The 20,825-nt window shown below is 62.1% G+C and carries 20 protein-coding genes and 1 tRNA gene; 11 read left to right on the plus strand and 10 right to left on the minus strand.

What is annotated here, in order from left to right; all coding sequences use genetic code 11:
- Window positions 1-941, minus strand: a 941-nt coding sequence (locus tag O148_RS0111420) for an IS110 family RNA-guided transposase (protein ID WP_026531021.1), incomplete at its 3' end; no start/stop codon positions are given.
- A 550-nt stretch (window positions 942-1,491) separates the two neighbouring features.
- Between O148_RS0111420 and O148_RS0111425 the strand changes: the two genes are divergently transcribed.
- Window positions 1,492-2,202 carry a DUF998 domain-containing protein gene (locus tag O148_RS0111425; RefSeq protein ID WP_084157276.1) on the plus strand — a complete coding sequence of 237 codons (711 nt, stop codon included), beginning with the start codon at window positions 1,492-1,494 and terminating at the stop codon, window positions 2,200-2,202.
- A gap of 20 nt (window positions 2,203-2,222) precedes the next feature.
- Here O148_RS0111425 and O148_RS0111430 read toward each other — a convergent pair whose 3' ends face one another.
- From O148_RS0111430 to otsA, 4 genes are all read right to left on the minus strand, one after another.
- Complete coding sequence (locus tag O148_RS0111430) at window positions 2,223-3,590, minus strand: DUF4032 domain-containing protein (RefSeq protein WP_026531023.1); 1,368 nt, start codon at window positions 3,588-3,590, stop codon at window positions 2,223-2,225.
- 140 nt (window positions 3,591-3,730) lie between these two features.
- Entirely contained in the window at window positions 3,731-4,813 is a 1,083-nt protein-coding gene (locus O148_RS0111435; RefSeq protein WP_026531024.1) for an ABC transporter ATP-binding protein, read from the minus strand.
- Window positions 4,814-4,921: 108 nt separating this feature from the next.
- A complete protein-coding gene (gene otsB / locus O148_RS0111440; protein WP_026531025.1) occupies window positions 4,922-5,704 on the minus strand; it encodes a trehalose-phosphatase in 783 nt (260 codons plus the stop codon).
- Window positions 5,705-7,177 carry an alpha,alpha-trehalose-phosphate synthase (UDP-forming) gene (gene otsA, locus O148_RS0111445; protein ID WP_026531026.1) on the minus strand — a complete coding sequence of 491 codons (1,473 nt, stop codon included), beginning with the start codon at window positions 7,175-7,177 and terminating at the stop codon, window positions 5,705-5,707.
- Between the two features lie 223 nt (window positions 7,178-7,400).
- Here otsA and O148_RS0111450 point away from each other — a divergent pair, with 223 nt between their 5' ends.
- Both O148_RS0111450 and O148_RS0111455 read left to right on the plus strand, forming a co-directional pair.
- Complete coding sequence (locus O148_RS0111450) at window positions 7,401-8,309, plus strand: DsbA family protein (protein WP_026531027.1); 909 nt, start codon at window positions 7,401-7,403, stop codon at window positions 8,307-8,309.
- A 98-nt stretch (window positions 8,310-8,407) separates the two neighbouring features.
- Window positions 8,408-8,481, plus strand: a tRNA-Thr gene (locus O148_RS0111455).
- A 94-nt stretch (window positions 8,482-8,575) separates the two neighbouring features.
- Here O148_RS0111455 and O148_RS0111460 read toward each other — a convergent pair.
- Complete coding sequence (locus tag O148_RS0111460; RefSeq protein ID WP_026531028.1) at window positions 8,576-9,304, minus strand: GAF and ANTAR domain-containing protein; 729 nt, start codon at window positions 9,302-9,304, stop codon at window positions 8,576-8,578.
- Between the two features lie 152 nt (window positions 9,305-9,456).
- Here O148_RS0111460 and O148_RS0111465 point away from each other — a divergent pair, with 152 nt between their 5' ends.
- The 3 genes from O148_RS0111465 to O148_RS0111475 are packed head-to-tail and all read left to right on the plus strand — an operon-like array spanning window position 9,457 to window position 12,798.
- Complete coding sequence (locus tag O148_RS0111465) at window positions 9,457-10,623, plus strand: acyl-CoA dehydrogenase family protein (protein ID WP_051620144.1); 1,167 nt, start codon at window positions 9,457-9,459, stop codon at window positions 10,621-10,623.
- A complete protein-coding gene (locus O148_RS0111470) occupies window positions 10,623-12,026 on the plus strand; it encodes a PIG-L family deacetylase (RefSeq protein ID WP_051620145.1) in 1,404 nt (467 codons plus the stop codon). Before O148_RS0111465 ends, O148_RS0111470 begins: the two co-directional genes overlap by 1 nt.
- Window positions 12,007-12,798: a glycosyltransferase family 2 protein gene (locus O148_RS0111475; RefSeq protein WP_026531031.1), complete on the plus strand. Its 792-nt coding sequence runs from the start codon at window positions 12,007-12,009 to the stop codon at window positions 12,796-12,798. The genes O148_RS0111470 and O148_RS0111475 overlap by 20 nt, the downstream gene beginning before the upstream one ends.
- A gap of 16 nt (window positions 12,799-12,814) precedes the next feature.
- On the opposite strand, the gene O148_RS16305 is transcribed toward O148_RS0111475, so the two are convergent.
- The gene (locus tag O148_RS16305; RefSeq protein ID WP_035745964.1) at window positions 12,815-12,997 is read right to left on the minus strand and encodes a hypothetical protein; all 183 of its coding nucleotides are present in this window, start codon (window positions 12,995-12,997) and stop codon (window positions 12,815-12,817) included.
- Window positions 12,998-13,158: 161 nt separating this feature from the next.
- On the opposite strand from O148_RS16305, the gene O148_RS0111485 reads away from it, so the two are divergent.
- On the plus strand, window positions 13,159-14,679 hold the full coding sequence (locus O148_RS0111485) for a threonine/serine exporter family protein (RefSeq protein WP_026531032.1): 1,521 nt from the start codon (window positions 13,159-13,161) through the stop codon (window positions 14,677-14,679).
- A gap of 95 nt (window positions 14,680-14,774) precedes the next feature.
- On the opposite strand, the gene O148_RS0111490 is transcribed toward O148_RS0111485, so the two are convergent.
- Window positions 14,775-15,629 carry a siderophore-interacting protein gene (locus tag O148_RS0111490; RefSeq protein WP_026531033.1) on the minus strand — a complete coding sequence of 285 codons (855 nt, stop codon included), beginning with the start codon at window positions 15,627-15,629 and terminating at the stop codon, window positions 14,775-14,777.
- Between the two features lie 253 nt (window positions 15,630-15,882).
- The gene (locus O148_RS0111495; protein WP_026531034.1) at window positions 15,883-16,575 is read right to left on the minus strand and encodes a uracil-DNA glycosylase; all 693 of its coding nucleotides are present in this window, start codon (window positions 16,573-16,575) and stop codon (window positions 15,883-15,885) included.
- 101 nt (window positions 16,576-16,676) lie between these two features.
- Here O148_RS0111495 and O148_RS0111500 point away from each other — a divergent pair, with 101 nt between their 5' ends.
- The 4 genes from O148_RS0111500 to groL all read left to right on the plus strand — a co-directional run bounded on the left by O148_RS0111500 (window position 16,677) and on the right by groL (window position 20,166).
- Window positions 16,677-16,970, plus strand: a complete 294-nt coding sequence (locus O148_RS0111500) for a DUF3263 domain-containing protein (RefSeq protein WP_026531035.1) — start codon at window positions 16,677-16,679, stop codon at window positions 16,968-16,970.
- A 42-nt stretch (window positions 16,971-17,012) separates the two neighbouring features.
- Window positions 17,013-17,633 carry a LytR C-terminal domain-containing protein gene (locus O148_RS0111505; protein ID WP_026531036.1) on the plus strand — a complete coding sequence of 207 codons (621 nt, stop codon included), beginning with the start codon at window positions 17,013-17,015 and terminating at the stop codon, window positions 17,631-17,633.
- A gap of 17 nt (window positions 17,634-17,650) precedes the next feature.
- Window positions 17,651-18,241, plus strand: a complete 591-nt coding sequence (locus O148_RS0111510; RefSeq protein WP_240470859.1) for a GNAT family N-acetyltransferase — start codon at window positions 17,651-17,653, stop codon at window positions 18,239-18,241.
- A 296-nt stretch (window positions 18,242-18,537) separates the two neighbouring features.
- Window positions 18,538-20,166 (plus strand): chaperonin GroEL, encoded by a 1,629-nt coding sequence (gene groL / locus O148_RS0111515; RefSeq protein ID WP_026531038.1) that lies wholly within the window; start codon window positions 18,538-18,540, stop codon window positions 20,164-20,166.
- 221 nt (window positions 20,167-20,387) lie between these two features.
- Here groL and O148_RS0111520 read toward each other — a convergent pair whose 3' ends face one another.
- Window positions 20,388-20,678: a WXG100 family type VII secretion target gene (locus O148_RS0111520; protein ID WP_026531039.1), complete on the minus strand. Its 291-nt coding sequence runs from the start codon at window positions 20,676-20,678 to the stop codon at window positions 20,388-20,390.
- Window positions 20,679-20,825: the final 147 nt, after the last annotated feature.

Consider the following 20,825-nt stretch of genomic DNA (forward strand, 5'->3'; position numbering starts at 1 on the left):
GTGTGGGAGTCGTGGGTCATGCGTGAGACCGCGATCATGTGCAGGGCCGCGTTGAGTTTCCGGTCGCCGCTGCGGTTGAGCCGGTGGCGTTGCGTGTTCCCGGAGGAGGCCGGGATCGGGTTCACGCCTGCTATCGCGGCGAACGCGGCTTCGCTTTTCACCCGGCGCGGGTGGGACCACACGATCATCGCCCGGGCGGCACTGATCGGACCGATCCCTTTTTCTTTCAAGAGCACGGCTGCTTCGATGTGTTCCAGGGCGTGGGTGATCAATTCTTTGTTCTCGGCGAGTTGCTCGTCGAGGTCCTGGATGCGTTTGGCCAGCCGGATCGCTTCATGACGCGCGGTAGCGATGTCCAGGTCCTCGCCCTTGCGGGCACGCCAGCCGGCGATCATAGTGATCGTCGCTTTGGACAGGGCTTTGCGGGTGTCCAGACCGAACTCGGTTTTACGTACCAAAGCGCCGAGCGCGTTCACATGCTCGGTGCGTTCCTTGGTCATCGAGGTGCGCGCGGTGTCCAGGATCGCTAATGCTTGACGGGCGTCCTGGTCCTGGCGCGGATAACGCAACTGGTGAGGGTGTAAGTTCCGGACACTGTGCGCGATCCGGTGCGCGTCAATGGTGTCGTCCTTGCCCTGAGCGTGCCGGTCTTTAGCGGACATCCGGGCCGCTTCAACCACCTGGTTCCCCACCTGAGTCAGTGCCCGGTATAACCGTGCCCCGTATGACGCGGCCCCTTCGATCACCCACAAGTTCTCCTGGCTCCCGTGAGTGCGCTTCCCAGCCCAATCGATCGCGTGGTGGTACCCGCGCGAGGTCGAGGGGAAAGAGCGGGTATCCACACTTTCCCCGGTATTCGCGTCAATGAGCGCGAACACATGATTTTTCGCGTGCGTGTCGATCCCGATGATAAACGCGTGTGAGTGCGCGATGATAGTCATAGCGGTTGCTTCCCTTCGGTCAATGAAGTGATACACGGCCGCTCAAGGGCGGCCAGTCACCGGTCCCGGGAAAGCGTTTCGAGACAACACTGTAACGAGCCACACCACACCAACAACGGTATGGTGGGCAACCTTCTGATCAAGTCATCGGAACGAGCGGAAAGAGCACTGGCCGCCCACCCTTGTTCACGTGCCGGACAAATCGACTTCAAAGCACACCCAACCAAGGGCGGCCAGCGCTACATCGAGTCACAACACCACAACAAGAGCGAACAACCAATACCCATCCTGCTAGCCAGTCCCAAACCAGCCAACCCAATCCTTACAGCGCTACATAGATGAGGGGCGACGGCGGTGACTCGCCTTAAGGAGGCGAGTCACCGCCGTCGATCCTCACCTGGCAGCAACCCCGCCCGACCGTGCCCCGCGCACCTGGCATTCCGCCGTTAGACTCTTCTGCACGTAATTCGCGACGAATTACGTGCAGAAGAGTCTAACGGCGACGCGGCGTGATCTAGCCAGCGTGTGTCTAAGCGCTTAGACTCGTGATATGGGTTCTCACGGATTTCGGATGACGCCGGGCGCGGGGCTTTCCCGCGGTCGTTTGTGGGTGTCGGCGGTGGCGCTGACCCTGGTGATTCTGTATGTTGTCGGGGAGGCCATCACGGCCTTGGCCTGGTCCAGGGCGCCCTACAATTGGGCCGACAATTACATCAGCGATCTCGGCGTCCCCGAATGCGTTGAGCTTGACCGGACTGTGTGCTCTCCGCTGTTCTGGCTGATGGATGCGACGTTTGTTCTCACGGGGCTGTTAGCCTTGGTCGCGCTGGTTGCGCTGTGGCCCGTGTTGGCGGGATGGCGCCGGATCATCGCCGTCCCGACGGTGCTGTATGCCATCGGGATCATCATGGTAGGGGTCTTTCCGGGGTCCTTCGCCGAGAACATCGGCGGGGACGCGACGCGGGCGCTCTTGCACAGCGTTGGCGCGCTGTTGGCTATTGGGGTGGGAAACCTCATGGTGCTGACCGGAGGAATCATTGCCTGGCGATCGAACCGCGGCTATGCGGTGGTCTCGATAATCTTGGCTGCAACCGGTATTGCGGCGATCGTGCTCATGCAGACCGGGAATGACCTTGGACTTGGCCGCGGCGGGATCGAGCGTATGACGGTGTACCCGATCGTCGCGTGGCTCGTCGCCACGGGCCTCTCCCTCATCTATGTAGCAGTTAATGCCCATGGTTCACGCCGTGATGGGCATTAACTGCTACACAGTCGAGGGGGTTAGTCTTGGCCGGCCTCCATCGCCTTGAGCGTCGCCGTATCGGGGTTGAGCATGATTGTCGCTTCGTCGCGGCGGTGGCGCAACACCCCATCAATATATGACTGCACCGCCTCGGCGAGGGGCACGTTGCGGTCTTGCTTCTCGGACATGTACCAGCGGTGTTCCAAGACCTCGTGCACCACTTCGGCCGGTTCGAGCTTGCCGCCTAGATCCCGCGGAATGGACCGCACGATCGGTTCAAAGACCTGCGACACCCAACCGTGCGCGCTGATTTCCTCGTCCTGGTCAGGGAAGTTGTCGGCCCGGTAGGAGTCCATGTCATTCAACAGCCGCCGCGCTTGATTCTCTTGAGCGTCGATACCGGTCAGCCGCAGGAGCCTGCGCTGGTGGTGCCCCGCGTCCACCACTTTAGGCTGCAAACGGATTCGTGCACCGTCATCGGTGGTCTGAATCGCATACTCCTCCACGTCAAAGCCCAACTCGTTGAGCCGCCGGATACGCGCGTTGACCCGCCAACGGTCCGCCAAGTCGAAGTCCTCGGTTTCGGTCAATTCCTTCCACAAATTGCGGTAACTCTCCATGATCCGCTCGCTGGTGGCCATCGGGTCCACAGACTCTTCGATGAGACCAGCCTCCAGCAAATCCATGAGCTCGCCAGCGATATTGACCCGAGCGATCTCCAGATCATATTCACGTTGCCCGGTGGACAAATCCGGGTACAACTCGCCGGTTTCGGCATCCACCAGGTACGCGGCAAAGGCGCCCGCATCGCGCCGGAACAGCGTGTTAGACAACGAGACATCGCCCCAATAGAAACCCGCCAAGTGAAGCCGCACTAACAACACCGCGAGCGCGTCAATCAAGCGAGTCAAGGTGTCTTTGCGCAACATTTGGGAGAACAGCGCCCGGTACGGTAGCGAAAATTTCAGGTGCCGGGTGACCAACGCCGGATCAAGTTCTGTCCCGTCCGGCGCCCGCCGCCCGGTGATGACTGCCACCGGCTCCACGCACGGAATGTCCAAACGCTGCAGTTTCCGCAACATGTGATATTCGTGCCGGGCCACGTGCTCGCCGGTCTCTTTGACCGCGATCACCGAGCCGCCTAAATGGGCAAATCGCACAACGTGACGGGAAATACCGCGTGGCAACGCCGCCAAGTATTCCTGCGGCCAATCCTCCAACGGAATCGACCACGGCAAATCCAGCAGTTCGGGGTCGGTCGCCGCTGCAGTGATGCTGAGTGCGGACGGCGCCACCGCGTCGGAAACCGGCACATTGCGGGGGAGCTTGCCGAGTTGTTCGAAGTCGGTCGGCTCATCGGTCCACTGCGCACCCGAACCGGCACTCTCATCAGAATTGGTTGCCACTTACTCCACCCGTCTCATCTCACTTGCCCCGTCCTCAAAAACTAAGTGAGGCGCTTTAACCATTGTCCGCCATAACCGGCACCCAAGAGCTAAAACGCCTCACCTCGATCCCGTCATCCCGGGAACGTCGTGCAACTCAGTTAGTTGCCAATACGCTCCCCGGTCTTGGAATCAAACAAGTGCACGTGACCGCGCTGCGGACGCACGTGGATGACCTCTTCGGCCTGCGGGGGACGGCGGCCGTCCACACGGACCACCAGGTCGGTTTGCTTGTCATTAATAGTCGCGTGGCCGTAGACGTACGCGTCGGCACCGAGCACCTCGACCACATCCACGGTGACCGCGAGGCCCTCGCCCTCGGGGGCGGTTTCCAGATCCTCCGGACGCACCCCGACAACTACCGTATTTCCGGTTGCTTCCACCAGGATCGCCTCCGGCACGGGGTAGGTGTGTCCGCCAAAGACCACGCCTTCCTTCACTGCCGGAAGTTCCATGAGGTTCATTGCCGGGGAGCCGATGAATCCGGCCACAAACACGTTGCCCGGCCGGTTGTACAGTTCATCCGGGGTGTCGACCTGCTGCAGGATCCCGTCCTTGAGCACGGCCACCCGATCACCCATGGTCATCGCTTCCACCTGGTCGTGCGTGACGTACACGGTGGTGACGCCCAGGCGACGAGTCAGCGAGGCAATCTGGGTACGAGTCTGCACACGCAACTTCGCGTCCAGGTTGGAGAGCGGCTCATCCATCAGGAACACCTGCGGGTTACGCACAATCGCGCGCCCCATCGCCACGCGCTGACGCTGACCGCCGGAAAGCGCCTTCGGCTTGCGGTCCAGGTACTGCTCCAGGTCCAGAAGCTTCGCCGCTTCCTTCACACGCTGCGCGCGCTCTTCCTTGGATACGCCCGCAATTTTGAGGGCAAAGCCCATGTTGTCGGCCACGCTCATGTGCGGGTATAGCGCATAGTTCTGGAACACCATGGCGATGTCGCGGTCCTTTGGCGGAACGTCGGTGACATCGCGTTCGCCGATAAAAATGCGTCCGGCGTTGACGTCTTCAAGCCCGGCGAGCATGCGCAACGCGGTGGATTTACCGGAACCAGAGGGTCCCACAAGAACAAGAAATTCTCCGTCGGCAATGTCGATATTGAGCTTATCGACAGCAGGAGTTTCGGTGCCTGGATACAGGCGGGTGGCATCTTCGTATTTGACGGTAGCCATCATTTTCCCTTCACCGGCAGGTACGTGCCGGACGATCCGTTGTGAATGGTGAATATTTAGTTGGTACCGGACACACAAACAGCTAGAGTGGCGTGAGTCACAGTGGATTCAGTATGCCACATTTTGCCGGGCCGCCGCTATGGCCTGCAACACACCGGGCAGTTCCTCGGGCCCGGCAATGCGAAATTCGGCCCGCGTATCACCAGCACCGACCTTCACACCGACGTCGCCTCGAGCCGGATCTAACGCCGCGAAACCGTTCTCATCGGTGACGTCATCGCCGGCAAAAAACACCGCATCGGCACCGGTTGCCTCGCGCAAAATGTCTAGCGCTTGCCCCTTGTCGACCTGCAATACCGACACCTCGACAACCCGCTTTCCCAGCGTCACATGCGTTCCCGGAATGCGTTCAAGCGCCTCGAGCGCGGCCCGGGTGGCGGCCGCATCTTCCGTCTCGCTCAGCTCCCGGGTGTGAATGACGACGCCGACCGGTTTCCTTTCCACGCGGGTTCCCGGAAAGCGTGTGCTCACCTGGGCGAGGGCCGCTTGCGCGGCATTCAGCGCCTCGGATTGCTCGGGGCTGAGTTCTATGGGCGGCTGGATGTTCGAGGGGCCCCACCAAAACTCGGCACCGTGAGAGCCGACCAGAAGCGTGTGCTTGTCCGGCGAGGCGACCGAACGCAAAGATGCCAATGCGCGCCCGGAGACGAGTGCCGTCGTCGTGCTTCTCAAGGAGCCAAGCGCAGCGAAGGCGACCGCCGTCTGTTCAAGCGGGCGCGCATCTTCGGGGCGTTGGACGATGGGCGCCATGACGCCGTCGAAATCGAGGGCGACCAGGATGGTGCCGGTGCGGGCGAAGCGATCGAGTGCGGCGGAGAGTTCCGGCGACATTTACACGTCCAAATCGGAGTTGAGGGCTTCCAAGAATTTTTTCGACCAGGCTTCCACGTCATTGGTCGCGATGATGCGGCGCATGACGCGCATCCGGCGGGATTTCTCCTCGGGGTCCATGGTGAGGGCCTTGACGATGTCCTCTTTCATACCGTCAATGTCATGCGGGTTGATCAGGATGGCTTGTTTGAGGGTGTCCGCGGCGCCGGCGAATTCGGAGAGGACTAACACCCCGTCATCGTGGATGCGCGAGGCGACGTATTCTTTGGCGACGAGGTTCATGCCGTCGCGCAGCGCGGTCACGAGCATGACGTCCGCGGCCATGTAGAGCGCGATCATTTCCTCGATCGGGTAGGAGTGGTGCAGGTAGCGGACCGCGGAGTGTTGGGTGGTGTCGAAGGTGCCGTTGATGCGCCCGACGGTGGACTCGATTTCTTCGCGCAGCAACCGGTATTGTTCCACGCGCTCGCGGCTTGGGCTCGCGACTTGCACGAGCGTCACGTCGCCGACCTTGGTGCGCGCGTCATTGAGGAGTTCCTCATAGGCCTTGAGACGGTGGCGGATGCCCTTGGTGTAATCCAGGCGATCCACGCCGAGCAGGATGTATTTCGGGTTGCCGAGGTCTTCACGGATTTGGCGGGCACGCTCCTGAATGTCGGGGCGGGCGGTGAGTTCGTTAATGCGTTCCATGTCGATGGAGATCGGGAACGCGGCGGCGCGGGCGATTCGGGATGGAACGCCCTGATCGTCGCCGACGTGGATGCTGTTTTTGACCACGTTGTGCGAGGTGAAGCGGGTCACCGATCGGCGGAAGTTCGCGGCGTCGCTATCGCGTTGGAAGCCGATCAGGTCGGCGCCGAGGAGCCCCTCGAGGACGGCCTTGCGCCACGGGAGTTGCGCAAAAATCTCGAGCGGCGGGAACGGGATGTGGTTGAAGAAGCCGATCTTGAGGTCGGGGCGTAGTTCCCGGAGCATTTTCGGGACGAGCTGGAGCTGGTAGTCCTGCACCCAGACGGTGGCGCCTTGATCGGCGATGTTCGCGGCGGCTTCGGCGAATCTCCGGTTGACCTTTTTATAGGCGTCCCACCAGGTGCGGTGGAATTCCGGCGGGGCGATCACGTCATGGTACAGCGGCCAGAGGCAGCCGTTGGAGAAACCCTCGTAATATAACTGGATTTCCTCTTCGGAGAGGCTCACCGGGTGCAGATGCATGTTTTGTTCATCAAAGGGAGCCAAATGATCCCCGGCCGCACCCGACCAACCGATCCACGCGCCGTCGTTATTCTCCATCACCGGGGAAAGCGCGGTGACCAAGCCGCCGGGGGAGCGGCGCCAGGATTCCTCCCCATCGGGACCGGTGACGCGGTCCACCGGGAGGCGGTTGGAAACCACTACAAAATTAAAGGTCTCATCGCTGGTGTGTGTCTCGTCTGCGCTTGCCTGGTCTGCAGGTTCGGACGTGCTGGTAGCCATCGCGTTTCACCCCGGTTTTCGCCTAGTGCCTCACCTTCTACCCTAGTCGGGATTTGGGGGTGTGGCCGAAGTGCGGTGACGGCCGGTGAACTCTTCCGGGCCGGGGTGCGTCTTTCTTGGAGGTGTTTGCCTGGCTGCGGTTAGGTTTTCACCCCGGTAGCTCACCTACAATGAGAAAGTTGCCAGTGGCTACCACTCATTTACCCATCGGACCAGAGGAACCATGAGCAGTAACAATAAGAACCGTTTGACCAAGGCGGAGCGGCAGTCGGCCGCTCGCGAAAAGGCGAAAGCGCTCCGCGAGGCGCAGCTGAAGAAGGAAAAGCGGAATAAGCAGATTCTGGTCTGGTCTATCGTCGGTGTGGTTGTCGCCATCGGTGCGGTGGTGGCCCTGCTCGTGGCGAACTCCCTCAATTCCGCCGTTCCGGATGCCGGTCCCGCCCCGGCTAACCAGACTCAGTATGGCGGTGTGGTCTTTAATAAGGACGGCATTGTGACTTCGGAGTCGGTGGGAGAGGTCAACATGGCCAACCTGCCCTCTCCCCTTCCGGCACCGTCCCAAGCTCCGGATCAAAAGACTGAAGCCCAGATTGAGGGAATGAAGGTCAAGGAAAAGGGCAGCAAAGACCCCATCCAGGTGATCATTTACGCCGATGCCATCTGCCCGATCTGTAAGCAGTTTGAGGACATGAACGGCGCCCAACTGGACACGCTTGTCGAAGAGGGAAAGATCACCACCGAGACCCGCATGGTCGGTTTGCTTGACACGTACTCGCAAGGCTCCAACTACTCCTCGCGTGCGGCGAACATGCTCGCGTGTGTGGCCAATGAGGCACCGGAAAAGTACAAGGACGTGGCGAACCAGATTTGGGCGCAGCAACCGGCCGAGCAAACCACCGGTCTGGACAACGCCACACTCAACGCGATGGCCGCTGATCAGGGTGTGACCAACATCGAATCGTGCGTCAAGGACGGCACTTACCGCCCGTGGGTGAAGTACCAGACGCAGCTGGCGACCAACACCCAAGTCACGGGAACACCGTATGTGGTGGTTGACGGCGAGTACTGGGACGGACGCAAAGACGGCCAGTTCTTGGACTTCTTGAACAAGAAGATCGAAGAGAAGTCCTAACGCTCTAGACGTCGGTGGCGGCACCGGGTCGATTTCGTTCGGCCCGGTGCGCTACCCTTGTAAAGCGCTGTTTTGCGGGCATTACCCGCCGGCGCCGCGCCTCCTTAGCTCAGTTGGCCAGAGCACCTGTCTTGTAAACAGGGGGTCGCCGGTTCGAATCCGGCAGGGGGCTCTATTTTTATGCGCGGGTTGCGTGGCAGCTGACCCGGCGAAACTGCCACATAATCGATTATGTGGCAATTTCGGCAGCGAAACTGCCACATAAACTACGCGTCGAAGTGAGACGTAATCGGCACCTTGGACACCGACTCCACCAACTCGCCCGCCAGCACGCGCAATTTCACGTTGCGGTTGCTGGACGCGTTGCGCAAGATGGAAAACGCCTCGTCCTGGCTGCACCGGTTCTGCGCCATCAAAATGCCCACCGCAATGTTGATCGTGGTCCGAGACTCCATCGCCTCACGCAAATCCGCCGCCAACTGGTGCTTCGCCGCAATCCGCACCGCCAACAGAAGCGCCCGTTGCGCCTGCTCGGAGTACTCGCGGCAAATCTTGATGCTCGTCTCGTCGAAGGCATCCTCGGTGCGCGAAAAATAGTTCAACGCCGCCCGCGCATTATCATCCAGGGTCAGCGGCATCGCGAGAACGCTGGATTGGCCCACCGCTTGGATTGCCTCCAGGTAGTCCCGCCAGCGCGGATCCGTGGCGACATTGCGGACCAGCTGCACCTCGCCGGTCTTCATCGCCTCAATACACGGCCCTTCACCATACGCGGCCTGCACCTCGTCCAACGCCTTCGCCTCTGCGGTATTACCGGCCAAGGTCACGGTCGGCCGCTTCTCCCGCTTGAGCGTAACGGCGCATTGAATGGGGTGGCCGGCCACCTCGGTCACGGTGGCGGCGGAGAACTCGGAAAGCTCCGCAAGGAACACGCTGACGTCCTCGCTGTGCAATACCAAATCTTGGAGCTTTTCGGAGACCGATGAAATCTGCATGCCTTTGAGTCTAGGCGCTTCACACCCGGTTAGCGCCATCTGATTTTCAGACTTCACCTCCGCGAACCACGCCGGGGTGCAATAAGATAATGCCTAGTCAGGTTCAGTCTGCGGCCGCACAACTCTTCCCAAAAATGTCGAGGAGCCGCCACATGCTTTCCCCCGCACAAGACCGTCCGGTCGCCGATCGGGCAACGGTTTGCCTGTGCGCCCGGTCAGCACCCTTTGCCCGCGAGACGATCACCGGCACCCGGTGCCCCAATCATGCGACGTTGGCCGCGCTCATTGACACTCTCGAGCCGCACTTTGGCGATGCCCGCGCTTTGCTTGCGCTGAGCGCGCAGGTGGAGGAAGCGGCCGGATTGCCGGGGCAGGGCAATACGCGCACGCTGTGGGAAACATTGGCCACCATTGCGATGTACGACGTCGGTGCCTCCAGAATCTTCGAACCTCACCTGGATGCTCGCGCCATTCGAGCGCAAGCCGGGCTCGCCGTGGACGCGGAGGGCACCTGGGGCGTGTTCGCCGCCGAAGCGCCGCATGCGCGTCTCACCGCCGAACGGGCACCGCACAGTTCGAGCGGGGAACGCGCGGCCGGCGCGGGAGAAGAGTGGAAACTCACAGGCGCAAAAGCGTGGTGCTCCCTCGCGTCCACCCTTGATCACGCGCTGGTGAGCGCCTTCATCAATGACACGGACCGGGCGCTCTTTGCAGTGGATTTGAAAGCGCCGGGCGTCACTGCCTCGCAAGACGGTTGGGAAGCGCACGGGATGGCCGAGGTCCCCAGCGTCGGCGTCGCCTTTGACCGGGCGAGTGCAACCATGGTTGGCGAGCCCGGCTGGTATCTGAATCGACCCGGTTTCGCGTGGGGCGGCATGCAGGTTGCCGCCGCGTGGTTTGGCGGCGCGCTGGGCCTCGTGCGCGAATTCGACACCTCTCTCACACGGCGCGAACCCGATCAGATCGCCCTGGCAACTCTGGGCAGGCTTTGCCGTGAGGTGTCCGCGTGCGCCGCGCAGTTCGCGGTTCTGGCCGATCTGATCGACGCTGCCGAAGAGGGCGCCGCAACTCGCTCTGGCGATTCTCAGGAGGGACAGCCCGAATGGTGGCCGGCCGCCCTAACGCTTCGCGGAAACGTCGCCGCGAGTGCCGAGTCAACTCTGCACACGGTGTTGCAGGGGATGGGCCCGGCGCCGCTTGCGCTCAATGCCGCTTTTGCCAAGCGCGTTGCAGATCTCACCCTGTATCTGCGGCAACACCACTTCGATCGCGACGACGCAAGCCTTGGCACGCTCATGCGGAAAGGAGAAGAATCCTGATGTCCTTCACACATCTGGATAAGGGCACCGCCGCGGATACCTGGGACGATGCGGGACTCGGCGATCTGCCCACACTGCCCTTCACCGAGCAGGACCTCTCCCGCTCAACCGTGGTTTTACTAGCGGCACACCCCGATGACGAAACTCTCGGCGCCGCCGGTCTCCTTCATGCGGCACGGCGTGCCGGGGCGACGGTACGGATCATGTTGGCGTCGTTAGGCGAACGCTCACACCCCGAATCACTCACCCACTCGCAGGCCGACCTGAAGGAAATTCGGGCACGCGAATTTCACAGTGCCATGGAGCGCCTTGGCCTGGACACCTCTTTTACCGTGGTCCGCTTTCCCGACGGCCACCTCGGAAACCATCACAAAGAAATCTTGGGCGCCCTTTACGGACAGGTCGATGAGTTTCACGGCGCGGGCCGGCAACTACTCCTCGTAAGCCCGTACCGCGCAGATAAACACCCCGACCACGAGGCACTTGCCAAGGTTGCCGCGGAAGCCGCCGAAGAATTGAGCGCCACGCATTTGCAGTACCCGATCTGGTATTGGCATTGGGCGATGCCCTCGAAAAACAGAGACTGGACCAATTGGTATCGGTGGCCACTCAACGCGGCCGATCTGGAAGCGAAACGCGGGGCGCTCGCCGAGCACCGCTCGCAAATTGCGCCGCTTTCTGACCAACCGGGGGATGAGACGCTGCTCTCCGAAAACTTTCAACAGCACTTTGGGCGCGAATGGGAGGTTTTCTCGATGAACAAACATTCCACTCAATTCACCTCCCATGACGCTGCCCGGGTCTTCGACGAGGTGCACAGCGACCAACCCGACCCGTGGGGAACCGAAAGCACCTGGTATGAGCAGCGCAAGCGGCGCCTGTCCATGACCATGCTGCCCTCGGAGCGATACAACAATGTCCTGGAGATTGGTTGCTCCATCGGCACCATGACCGCAGACCTCGCCACCCGCGCCGACACCGTCTTCGCTCTTGACGCGAGCGATAAAGCCGTCGCACTGGCCCGGCAAAACACCGCCTGCTTGCCCGGTGTCGCCATTGAGCGCGCCACCTTGCCCCAGGATTTGCGATCCGTCGTCACCGGCCAGGGAGAATTCGACCTGATCGTCCTTTCCGAGGTGGGCTACTATTTCACCGCCGAGGAACTCGACGAGCTCTTGGACACCGTGGAGTCGATTTCCGCTCCCGGAACACAGTTGCTCGCCTGCCACTGGCGCCACCCCATCCTGAACTGGAGTATCGACGGCGACACCGTGCACCGCACCTTGCTCTCCCGCCCGGCGTGGACCGGTATTGCACACTATGACGAGACGGATTTCCGTGTCGATATTCTCGCGCTCACGCCAGACACTCGATCGGGAAACCATGGCGCCGCAACCGGTTAGCTCGGCGATTGTCATCGTCCCGGCGCACAACGAGGCGGCCCGCATCCCAAGCGCGCTTGCCGCAGTGGCGAGCGCGCTGGGTCACCTGGGCAAGACGCATCCGCAGATTCGAGGGCGAGCCGTCATTGCACTCGATAGATGCACGGACGGCACCCGGGACATCGTTGCCAACCACTGCGCGCGGGACACCCGGTTTGCGAACGTTACCGGAGACTTTGGTTCCGCAGGCGCGGCCCGGAACGCGGCGGCGCAGCGGGCACTCGGGGCGCTGCCACCCGGCGACTCGGGTCACGTCTGGATCGCCTGCACCGACGCCGACTCGGTGGTGCCACCCGCATGGCTTCAAGCGCAGGTAAACCTCGCCGATGCGGGCGCTGACCTGGTCGCCGGTGCGGTTGACCCGAACCCCGCCGAGATCGACCCCGACCTCTTAGCGCACTGGTACCGGCTGCACACCGACCGGCTGCGCACCGACCAGCTACCCAGCACCCAACACGCGCCACAGGGCACCGACGTCCCGCAACACATCTTTGGGGCCAACCTTGGTATCCGCGCGAGCACGTATCTTGCCCTCGGCGGTTTTCGCGGATCGAGCGCCGGCGAGGACCGGCGGCTCGTCGAAGACGCGTTCCGACTCGGCGCCCGCATCGTCACCGAACCGGTGCCGCGGGTGCTCACGTCGGCGCGCACTGAGGCTCGCGCACCCGGAGGTTTTGGCGAATACCTCAGCCGCCTCGCTCAGGCGAGCGGGCACCGCGCGCGCACCGGGTGAGTATTACGCCCGGCGGCTATCCGGCATCGAAACGAGTATCGCCGTCGTCCTTCTCATCGGTGGGTGCATCATTGCCCGAACCGTCCGGCAATTCCTCGGTGTTGATCTCCGGTGTGGCGCGCTCGGCGTCCTCGGTTTCGCCGAGCCCGGCGCGGTCCTGCTCGCCAATTTCCCAGGTGGACTTCTGTTCCTTCGCCATCAGTGGATCCTCACGTTTTTGCAATGAAATCCGCAGGCGGCTTTACGGCGTTCTTGTCCCATCGTAGCCCCGCGAGCAAGTAGCGTTAAGGGTGGAAGTACGACGGCGATGCCTCCACCCGCGCACGCCTCACCGGCGCGGGTGGTGAAGTGAGGTGACAGGTGAACGATCGGGCGCGGACCAAGCCGAGCGGGCGGCCCAAGGGCGGCAAGAATGCACCCAATCCCACGGCGGCCCTGCCGACGACCCCGCTCACCCCCAAGGCCACCGGATCGCCATCGGCAAACGCCGCCGCCAAGCGGATGCTCAAGCGGCTCATTCAAGGCGAACAGCCGCCAACCCAGCCGATGTCAATTGTGGATAGGCTGGCCGGCAGCCCCTATTCGAACCCGATTATTCAGGTAAACCGGGTGGATCACGATGACCGGAAAACACTGGATTTTGCGCTCAATCTGTCCGAGAGCATGTTCCGCTACGGTGCCGGTGCGCTCGAGGTGGAAACCAGCCTGATTGCGGTGACCGCCGCGTTCGGGCTCAAGAATGTGGACGTGGACATCACCAATCAGTCGGTGATGATCAACTATGCGCCCAAGGACCAAATCCCGATGACTGTGATGCGGGTGGTGCGCTCCTGGACCGCGAATTATGCCGGGCTCGCGGCGATCCATCAGCTGGTGACCAAGATTGTGGACGGGGATGTGGACCGTGCCACCGCGAGCGTGGAGTTGCGCGAAATCACGACGTCCTCTAAGCCCTTCGCGAAGTGGATGGTGACCGCGTCAATTGCGGTGTTCGCGGCCGCGATTGCCGGGATTATTGGCGGGGACTGGCTCGCCTCGCTGTTCGCCGCGGCTGGGACCGTGATGGTGGATGTGATCCAGCGAGTGCTAGGCAAATGGCGGGTTCCCGAGTTCTTCTCAGTGGCCGCCTGCGCGTTCTGCGTGACCGCGCTGGCGGAACTGGTCTGGTGGTCGCCGATTCCGGTGCCGCCCGGGCTGGTGGTGGCGGGTGGAATCCTGCTGCTGTTGCCGGCGGGGCGGCTGGTGACCGCGACACAGGATGCGATCAACGGTTTCCCGGTGACTGCGGCTGGGCGTTTCCTCTCCGCGTTCCTGGTTTTCGGTGCGCTCATTTCCGGGATTTCGGTGGCGCTTGTGGTGGGCGCGATGCTCGGGATTCCGGAGCTGGATGTGGCCCGCACCTATGAGAACGGGTACCCGGTGCCGGTGGTGGTGGCGCTCGTCGCCGTTGCGGGCATGGCGATCTGTGTGGTGGAGCAGTCGGCGCTCAAGCTCGTGCTGCCGACGGCGTTGGTCGGTGTGGCCGGTTATCTTGTGGTGTTGCTGGCCGTGCAACTGGACTTCGGGTTCCGGCTCACGCCCGCGATCTCCGCGGTTGTTATTGGGTTCGTCGCCCGGTTTGTGGCGTTGCGCATGGGTGCCCCGCAGCTTGTGGTCGCGATCCCGGCGACGCTGTTCTTATACCCGGGACTCTCGATTTTCCGGGCGATGTATGGGATTTCCATCGACGCCGCGAACATTCAGCCCGGTGTGGTGTCGCTGTTCAACGCGCTCGCAGTGATCTTGGCGATCGCGGCCGGACTGGTGCTCGGCGATAACTTGGCGAGGCCGCTGACCAAGGGCCTCAACTCGAATGAGCGGCGCCGGTCGCGTCGGCGGTAGCCACCCCAGCCCTCCCCGCAAAAATGTTGGCGCAGATTAACTTTTTTGTGCGGGATCCCGCACAACTTCGGTAATCTGCGCCAACATTTTTGGGGCTAGGCGGTGGCAGTGTCCTCTGGCTCGAAGATTTGGCCAACCGGCGTACGCTTTTCGGCCTGGAAGTCATCCTCCACACGCCCAAAGGCCCAATACCCGGAAAGAGATAGAGCCTTGCGGTCCACCCCGCGCTCGGTGCGGAAGTAGCGGCGCATCGCCTTCATCGCCTCGCGCTCGCCGTGGGCGAAGACATCGACCTCGCCCTCAAGCCACGGTTGCACTCGCACGGCGTGCTCGGTAATGCTGGCGTCCCCTGCCGGTTCGCCGCCGCGGACTACCCAGTGAACGGCCAGGTCCTCCGGCGCCGCAAGATCCATCCGATCCGACTCCTCGGCAATTTCAATAACGGCCCAGCCGCGTGCTTCTGGTTTGGTTTCCGCCAAGGACTCCAACGCCGAAGAGATCGCCGGAATCGCGGACTCGTCTCCAACGAACGCGTACCAATCTGCTTCGGTGTTCGGGGAGTAAGCGCCCACCGGGTTCAGGAATGTCAGCTTATCTCCGGGCTGCGCGTTGAGAGCCCACGGCCCCGCCAAACCCGAATCGCCGTGCACCACAAAGTCGATCCAGACCTGCTTGGCGTCCTGGTCAATGCGCCGAATCGTGTAGGTGCGCGTCACCGGCCACTGCTCGCGCGGCAGCTCTTCGCGCACCGCGTTGATGTCGAACGGCGCGGTGACCCCGGAACCGGGCACCGGGAAGAGGAGCTTGCTATAGGTGTCGGTGTAGCCCGGGTCGGTGATTTCGTCGATGTCGCCGTTGCCAAGGATGACCCGCTGGAGGTGGCTCGTGAGTCTCTCGGTACGGAGAACTTCCAGGGTGAGCGACTTGCGGGGCTTGCGTACGGTAGACATGACACCTCGAGGTAGAACTTAGGCTTACCTAACTCACCCTACCTCATCTGTGTAGCGCGAATTACGGGTTTTTCGCGATTTTCCCGCATTTCGCGCTATATAGACGGGGGTGCCGGCCACACGCTGGTGAGGATCGACGGCGTTACTCGCCTCCTTAAGGCAACGCATCGCCGTCGTGGTTCAGTAGGCGACCCTGCCGTGCCATGCGACCATGCCGCCCCGTCCCACCCGTGCGACAACTCCCGGTCACGGATTACGCCTCGGCGAGGTTCCAATTAATGGGAGCGACCCCGCGCGATTCCAAATATGCATTCGCGCGACTGAACGGCCGGGACCCAAAAAACCCGCGGGAGGCCGACAACGGGCTTGGATGCGCAGATTCGATGATGTGCGCGTCGCCGAGCAGCGGTTTCAAGTTTTGCGCGTCGCGTCCCCAGAGGATCGCTACGAGCGGGGTCCCGCGATCGGCAAGCGCACGGATCGCAGCCTCCGTCACCGTCTCCCACCCCTGGCCGCGGTGGCTGCCGGCCGCACCGGAGCGCACCGTCAAGACGCGGTTGAGCAGCATGACACCCTGATCGCTCCACGCGCTCAAATCGCCCGTGGCTGCCGGGGGAACCCCAAGGTCTGACTCCAACTCCTTATATATGTTCTGCAGACTGCGCGGCAGCGGACGCACCGCGGGATCCACCGAAAAGCTCAGCCCGACCGCATGTCCCGGCGTGGGGTAGGGGTCCTGCCCCACAATGAGCACCTTGACCTGGGCGCGCGGCCGGTGAAACGCACGCAACACCTGAGGCGGCGCGGGGTGGACCACATGGCCGGCCGTGCGCTCGGCAGCAAGGAAATCTCGCAACCGCGCAAGTGACGGTTCGTTTTGTGCCAGCGTTGGCTTCCAATCCTCGGCGATTCCCGGTTGCAGAGGCATTGCTGGTTCACTCGTCATGGCCCACATCTTCGCACGCACGCCGGGCCCCAGGCGAATGACACCAATGTAATTCCGGGTCTATGATGGAGTGAAACACGGTGCACCACGGAAGGAGCGGCATGAGCCAGGTGGCCCACGAGTTCAACCAGGAACTCAGCATTGACGAGTCCAGCCCGCTCTCCGAACGCGACCAGCGCATGCTTGCTCTGGAGCGCCAGTGGTGGAAATACGCCGGGGCGAAAGAGCAAGCCATCCGCGACCTCTTCGACCTTTCCGCCACCAACTATTACCAGATTCTGAATCAGCTCATCGACTCCGAGGATGCGCTGGCGTTTGACCCGATGCTCGTCAAAAGATTGCGTAGACTACGTACGTCACGACATCAGAACCGAACCTCGCGTCGGCTCGGCTAGGGTCGTGGCGCCCAACCGCCAACGTTCAAGGACCCTTTACGCATGAGCAGCGAATACCCCCGCGACGAATTCGATGACGTCCCCGAGAATTCCGACCGGCAAGGTGTGCACCGCGAAAGACTTTCCAAGCAACGCGGCTCCGGACTGGGCCTCATCATCCTGGTCGCGGCGCTCGTGCTCATCATTGGTGTGATTTCCGCCCTCGTGTTCCCGCGCCTGGGGATCGGCGGTGCTCCCACGGCGGGCCAGACGCCTCCGGCCGACCAGCAGACCTCGAGCCCGGCGGCTACCAGCACCGCGCAGCCGACCACCCCGGAGACGACCCCGCCGGCCGAAGAAGAAACACCCCCCGCCGAAGAAACTACCCCGCCGGAAACTCCCGCGGTCGACAAAACCGTCCCGCTCGTGGTGTACAACGCGACCCTGACCCAGGGCCTTGGCACAGTGGTCTCCACCCGCGTCACCCAGGACGGCTGGACCGTCAACAGCGTGACCAACTGGCCCGGCAACCCGCTGGACACCTCCTACGTGTTCTACCCGCGCGAGGACTTGGCGCCGTCCGCCCAGGCGCTCGCCGACCTCCTGGGCATTCAGCAAATCCTGCTCGACCCCAGTTTCGGCGACACCATCGCGGTGGTCGCGGGCCCGGGCTACCAGGGCTAGCGCAGGGGCCTTTTCGCGTGGCTCGCCAACTGATGCTCGACGGCGACGGGTTGCGGGTGCGGGATTTCTCACCTGAAGATATGCTCGCCTACCGGCACTGGTTGGCACCTGAGCGGGAATGGCACCTCTGGGATGGGCCCTATTTTGCCAAGGCGACCGCGGGCGATATTGACCGCATCGTCTCGATGGAAGAGGAACGGGCCCGGACTCTTTACGTCGGTGGTGAGCTCGAGTGGCCGCGCCAGCGCGCCGTCATCGCGGACCGCGATACAGACCAGCTCATCGGGACGCTCAGCTGGTATTACGAATCTCCGGAGTCCGATTGGCGCCGGGTCGGCATGGTGATCTATGACCAGGCCCGTCGTGGCAAGGGGCTTGGGTTGGATGCGCTCCGGGTGTGGACGAGCTACCTTTTTGACACCACGAATGTGCGCCGACTCGATTTGGCGACCTGGTCGGGAAACGTTGCGATGTGCCGGGTTGCCGAGAAGCTCCGGTGGCGCGAGGAAGCCCGGTTTCGCCAGGCACGAGAGGTTCGGGGCGAGATCCATGACAGCGTTGTCTATGGCGTGTTGCGTTCTGAGTGGAATGGCCGGGAGGCGCTCTAAAGCGGCCGCGCTACGCCCTCAGATGAAGCACGATCGCTCGCTTGGAAGTAGCTTGCACTCTCCTAGGCAGAGTGCTAATTATTGACTTAGCACTCTTTGGTCTCGATTGCTAACGCCGGGTCAATTCGTCCCGGCTGATGCGGCCGGACTAAAGAGGAACAAAGTCTTCTCTTGCGAGGCCAGAAATGCCCGGGACCGATCCCGCGGTGTTGCCGGCCGTCCGTCGCGGGCGCAGGGTCGATAACCAAGACTGCTTAACTTCAAGCATTCGAGTTCCGGAAGGACTGATTGCCGCCATGGCAAAGATCATTTCATTCGACGAAGAGGCCCGCCGCGGGCTGGAGCGTGGACTCAACACGCTCGCCGACGCCGTCAAGGTGACGCTCGGCCCGCGCGGTCGCAATGTTGTGTTGGAAAAGAAGTGGGGCGCCCCCACCATCACCAACGATGGCGTGTCCATCGCCAAGGAAATTGAACTGGATGACCCCTACGAGAAGATCGGTGCCGAACTGGTCAAAGAGGTCGCCAAGAAGACCGACGATGTTGCCGGTGACGGTACCACCACGGCTACCGTTCTTGCCCAGGCTTTGGTCAAGGAGGGCTTGCGCAACGTCGCTGCAGGAGCGGATCCGCTGAGCCTCAAGCGCGGCATTGAAAAGGCCGTCGGTGCCGTCACCGATCAGCTTTTGGACGCTGCCAAGGAAGTGGAGACCAAGGAAGAGATTGCCGCTACCGCCTCCATTTCCGCCGGTGACCAGCAGATTGGCGAACTTATCGCCGAGGCGCTGGACAAGGTCGGCAAGGAAGGCGTGATCACGGTTGAGGAGTCCAACACCTTTGGTTTGGAACTCGAACTCACCGAAGGCATGCGCTTTGACAAGGGTTACATTTCCGCGTACTTCGTGACCGACGCCGAGCGCCAGGAAGCGGTACTTGAGGATCCCTACATCCTGATCGTCAACTCCAAGATCTCCAACGTCAAGGACATGGTGGGCATCCTGGAGAAGGTCATGCAGTCCGGCAAGCCGCTGTTGATCATCGCCGAAGATGTGGAAGCCGAAGCATTGGCCACCCTGATCGTCAACAAGATCCGCGGCACCTTCAAGTCCGTTGCCGTCAAGGCCCCGGGCTTTGGCGATCGCCGCAAAGCGATGCTCTCCGACATTGCCACCCTGACCGGTGGCCAAGTCATCTCCGAGGAAATCGGTCTCAAGCTGGAGAACGCCACCTTGGACATGCTGGGTCAAGCTCGCAAGGTTGTTGTCACCAAGGACGAGACCACGATCGTGGAAGGCGCCGGTGACGCCGACGCCATTGCCGGTCGCGTCAACCAGATTCGCGCCGAGATCGAGAACTCCGATTCCGACTATGACCGCGAGAAGCTGCAAGAGCGTCTGGCGAAGCTCGCCGGCGGTGTGGCCGTCATCAAGGCCGGTGCGGCGACCGAGGTTGAACTCAAGGAGCGCAAGCACCGTATCGAAGACGCCGTGCGCAACGCCAAGGCCGCTGTTGAAGAGGGCATTGTGCCCGGCGGCGGTGTCGCTTTGATTCAGGCTGGCGAAAAGGCATTCGAGAACCTGGACGTCAAGGGCGATGAAGCAACCGGCGCCAACATCGTCAAGGTTGCCATCGAAGCTCCGCTGAAGCAGATCGCGTTCAACGCCGGACTCGAGCCCGGAGTGGTTGCCGCCAAGGTGCGCAGCCTGGAGCCCGGTCACGGTCTCAACGCTGCCACCGGCGAATACGAGGACCTGCTTGCCGCCGGTGTGAACGACCCGGTCAAGGTGACCCGCTCTGCCCTGCAGAACGCGGCATCCATTGCCGGCCTCTTCCTCACCACCGAGGCAGTTGTCGCCGACAAGCCCGAGAAGGCCGCGCCGGCCGCACCGGGCGCCGACGAGATGGGCGGAATGGGCGGCTTCTAAGCTAGAGCCCCGTTCACGGACGTCAACACGACGGGCGCGAACTCACCAGAGGTGAGTTCGCGCCCGCTTTGTGTTCCCCCACATGACTCCCGATCGGACAGGGGTGCACCAAAGCACCGCGAAACCCGATCGGGAGCCTGTGCCCTTCCGCGGGGGACAGCCACGGAAGAGCACAGACCTTGAGCGCTTGACCACTCGCCCCGGCTTCGCGAAGCGCCGGCCTAGACGGTAAACATCTTGGTATTGGCCTGCTCCGCTTCGGCGTATTGCTGCGACGCCAAGTTCAGCGCCTCATTAATGCTGGAAAGCGACTGTTCGACCTTGGCCTGGGTGTTACGCCAATCGCCGATGAGCGCCTGAAAGTTGGTAGCGGCCGAACCGGTCCACATCCCCTCCAGTGCTCGTAGTCCGCTTTGCATGCTGTCCACTTCGGACTGCAAACGAGAGATGGTGCCGCGCACTTCGCTGCTCTTCTGCGCCAGCGCGTCGCTGTCTACCTGGAAAATTGCCATGATCTTCTCCTCCTTGTTGAGTAAACCAACGCCAATGAATTGGTCTGATTCGAGACTAGGGAGAAGTCGGCCGACCCGCTGTGCCCAGCGCAAAATTGTGGATAACTTTGCCGATTTTCGACAAATCAGGCGCCTGTGTAGGAACAG

Origin of the sequence: Haematomicrobium sanguinis DSM 21259, from assembly GCF_000688395.1 — a bacterium.
Classification (GTDB): domain Bacteria; phylum Actinomycetota; class Actinomycetes; order Actinomycetales; family Micrococcaceae; genus Haematomicrobium; species Haematomicrobium sanguinis.

Excerpts from the sequence above, each read along its gene's own strand:
- O148_RS0111425 (WP_084157276.1), top strand. The coding sequence starts at position 1,492 with ATGGGTTCTCACGGATTTCGGATGACGCCGGGCGCGGGGCTTTCCCGC.
- O148_RS0111435 (WP_026531024.1), bottom strand. The coding sequence starts at position 4,813 with ATGGCTACCGTCAAATACGAAGATGCCACCCGCCTGTATCCAGGCACC.
- otsB (WP_026531025.1), bottom strand. The coding sequence starts at position 5,704 with ATGTCGCCGGAACTCTCCGCCGCACTCGATCGCTTCGCCCGCACCGGC.
- otsA (WP_026531026.1), bottom strand. The coding sequence starts at position 7,177 with ATGGCTACCAGCACGTCCGAACCTGCAGACCAGGCAAGCGCAGACGAG.
- O148_RS0111450 (WP_026531027.1), top strand. The coding sequence starts at position 7,401 with ATGAGCAGTAACAATAAGAACCGTTTGACCAAGGCGGAGCGGCAGTCG.
- O148_RS0111460 (WP_026531028.1), bottom strand. The coding sequence starts at position 9,304 with ATGCAGATTTCATCGGTCTCCGAAAAGCTCCAAGATTTGGTATTGCAC.
- O148_RS0111465 (WP_051620144.1), top strand. The coding sequence starts at position 9,457 with ATGCTTTCCCCCGCACAAGACCGTCCGGTCGCCGATCGGGCAACGGTT.
- O148_RS0111470 (WP_051620145.1), top strand. The coding sequence starts at position 10,623 with ATGTCCTTCACACATCTGGATAAGGGCACCGCCGCGGATACCTGGGAC.
- O148_RS0111475 (WP_026531031.1), top strand. The coding sequence starts at position 12,007 with ATGGCGCCGCAACCGGTTAGCTCGGCGATTGTCATCGTCCCGGCGCAC.
- O148_RS16305 (WP_035745964.1), bottom strand. The coding sequence starts at position 12,997 with ATGGCGAAGGAACAGAAGTCCACCTGGGAAATTGGCGAGCAGGACCGC.
- O148_RS0111490 (WP_026531033.1), bottom strand. The coding sequence starts at position 15,629 with ATGTCTACCGTACGCAAGCCCCGCAAGTCGCTCACCCTGGAAGTTCTC.
- O148_RS0111495 (WP_026531034.1), bottom strand. The coding sequence starts at position 16,575 with ATGACGAGTGAACCAGCAATGCCTCTGCAACCGGGAATCGCCGAGGAT.
- O148_RS0111500 (WP_026531035.1), top strand. The coding sequence starts at position 16,677 with ATGAGCCAGGTGGCCCACGAGTTCAACCAGGAACTCAGCATTGACGAG.
- O148_RS0111505 (WP_026531036.1), top strand. The coding sequence starts at position 17,013 with ATGAGCAGCGAATACCCCCGCGACGAATTCGATGACGTCCCCGAGAAT.
- groL (WP_026531038.1), top strand. The coding sequence starts at position 18,538 with ATGGCAAAGATCATTTCATTCGACGAAGAGGCCCGCCGCGGGCTGGAG.
- O148_RS0111520 (WP_026531039.1), bottom strand. The coding sequence starts at position 20,678 with ATGGCAATTTTCCAGGTAGACAGCGACGCGCTGGCGCAGAAGAGCAGC.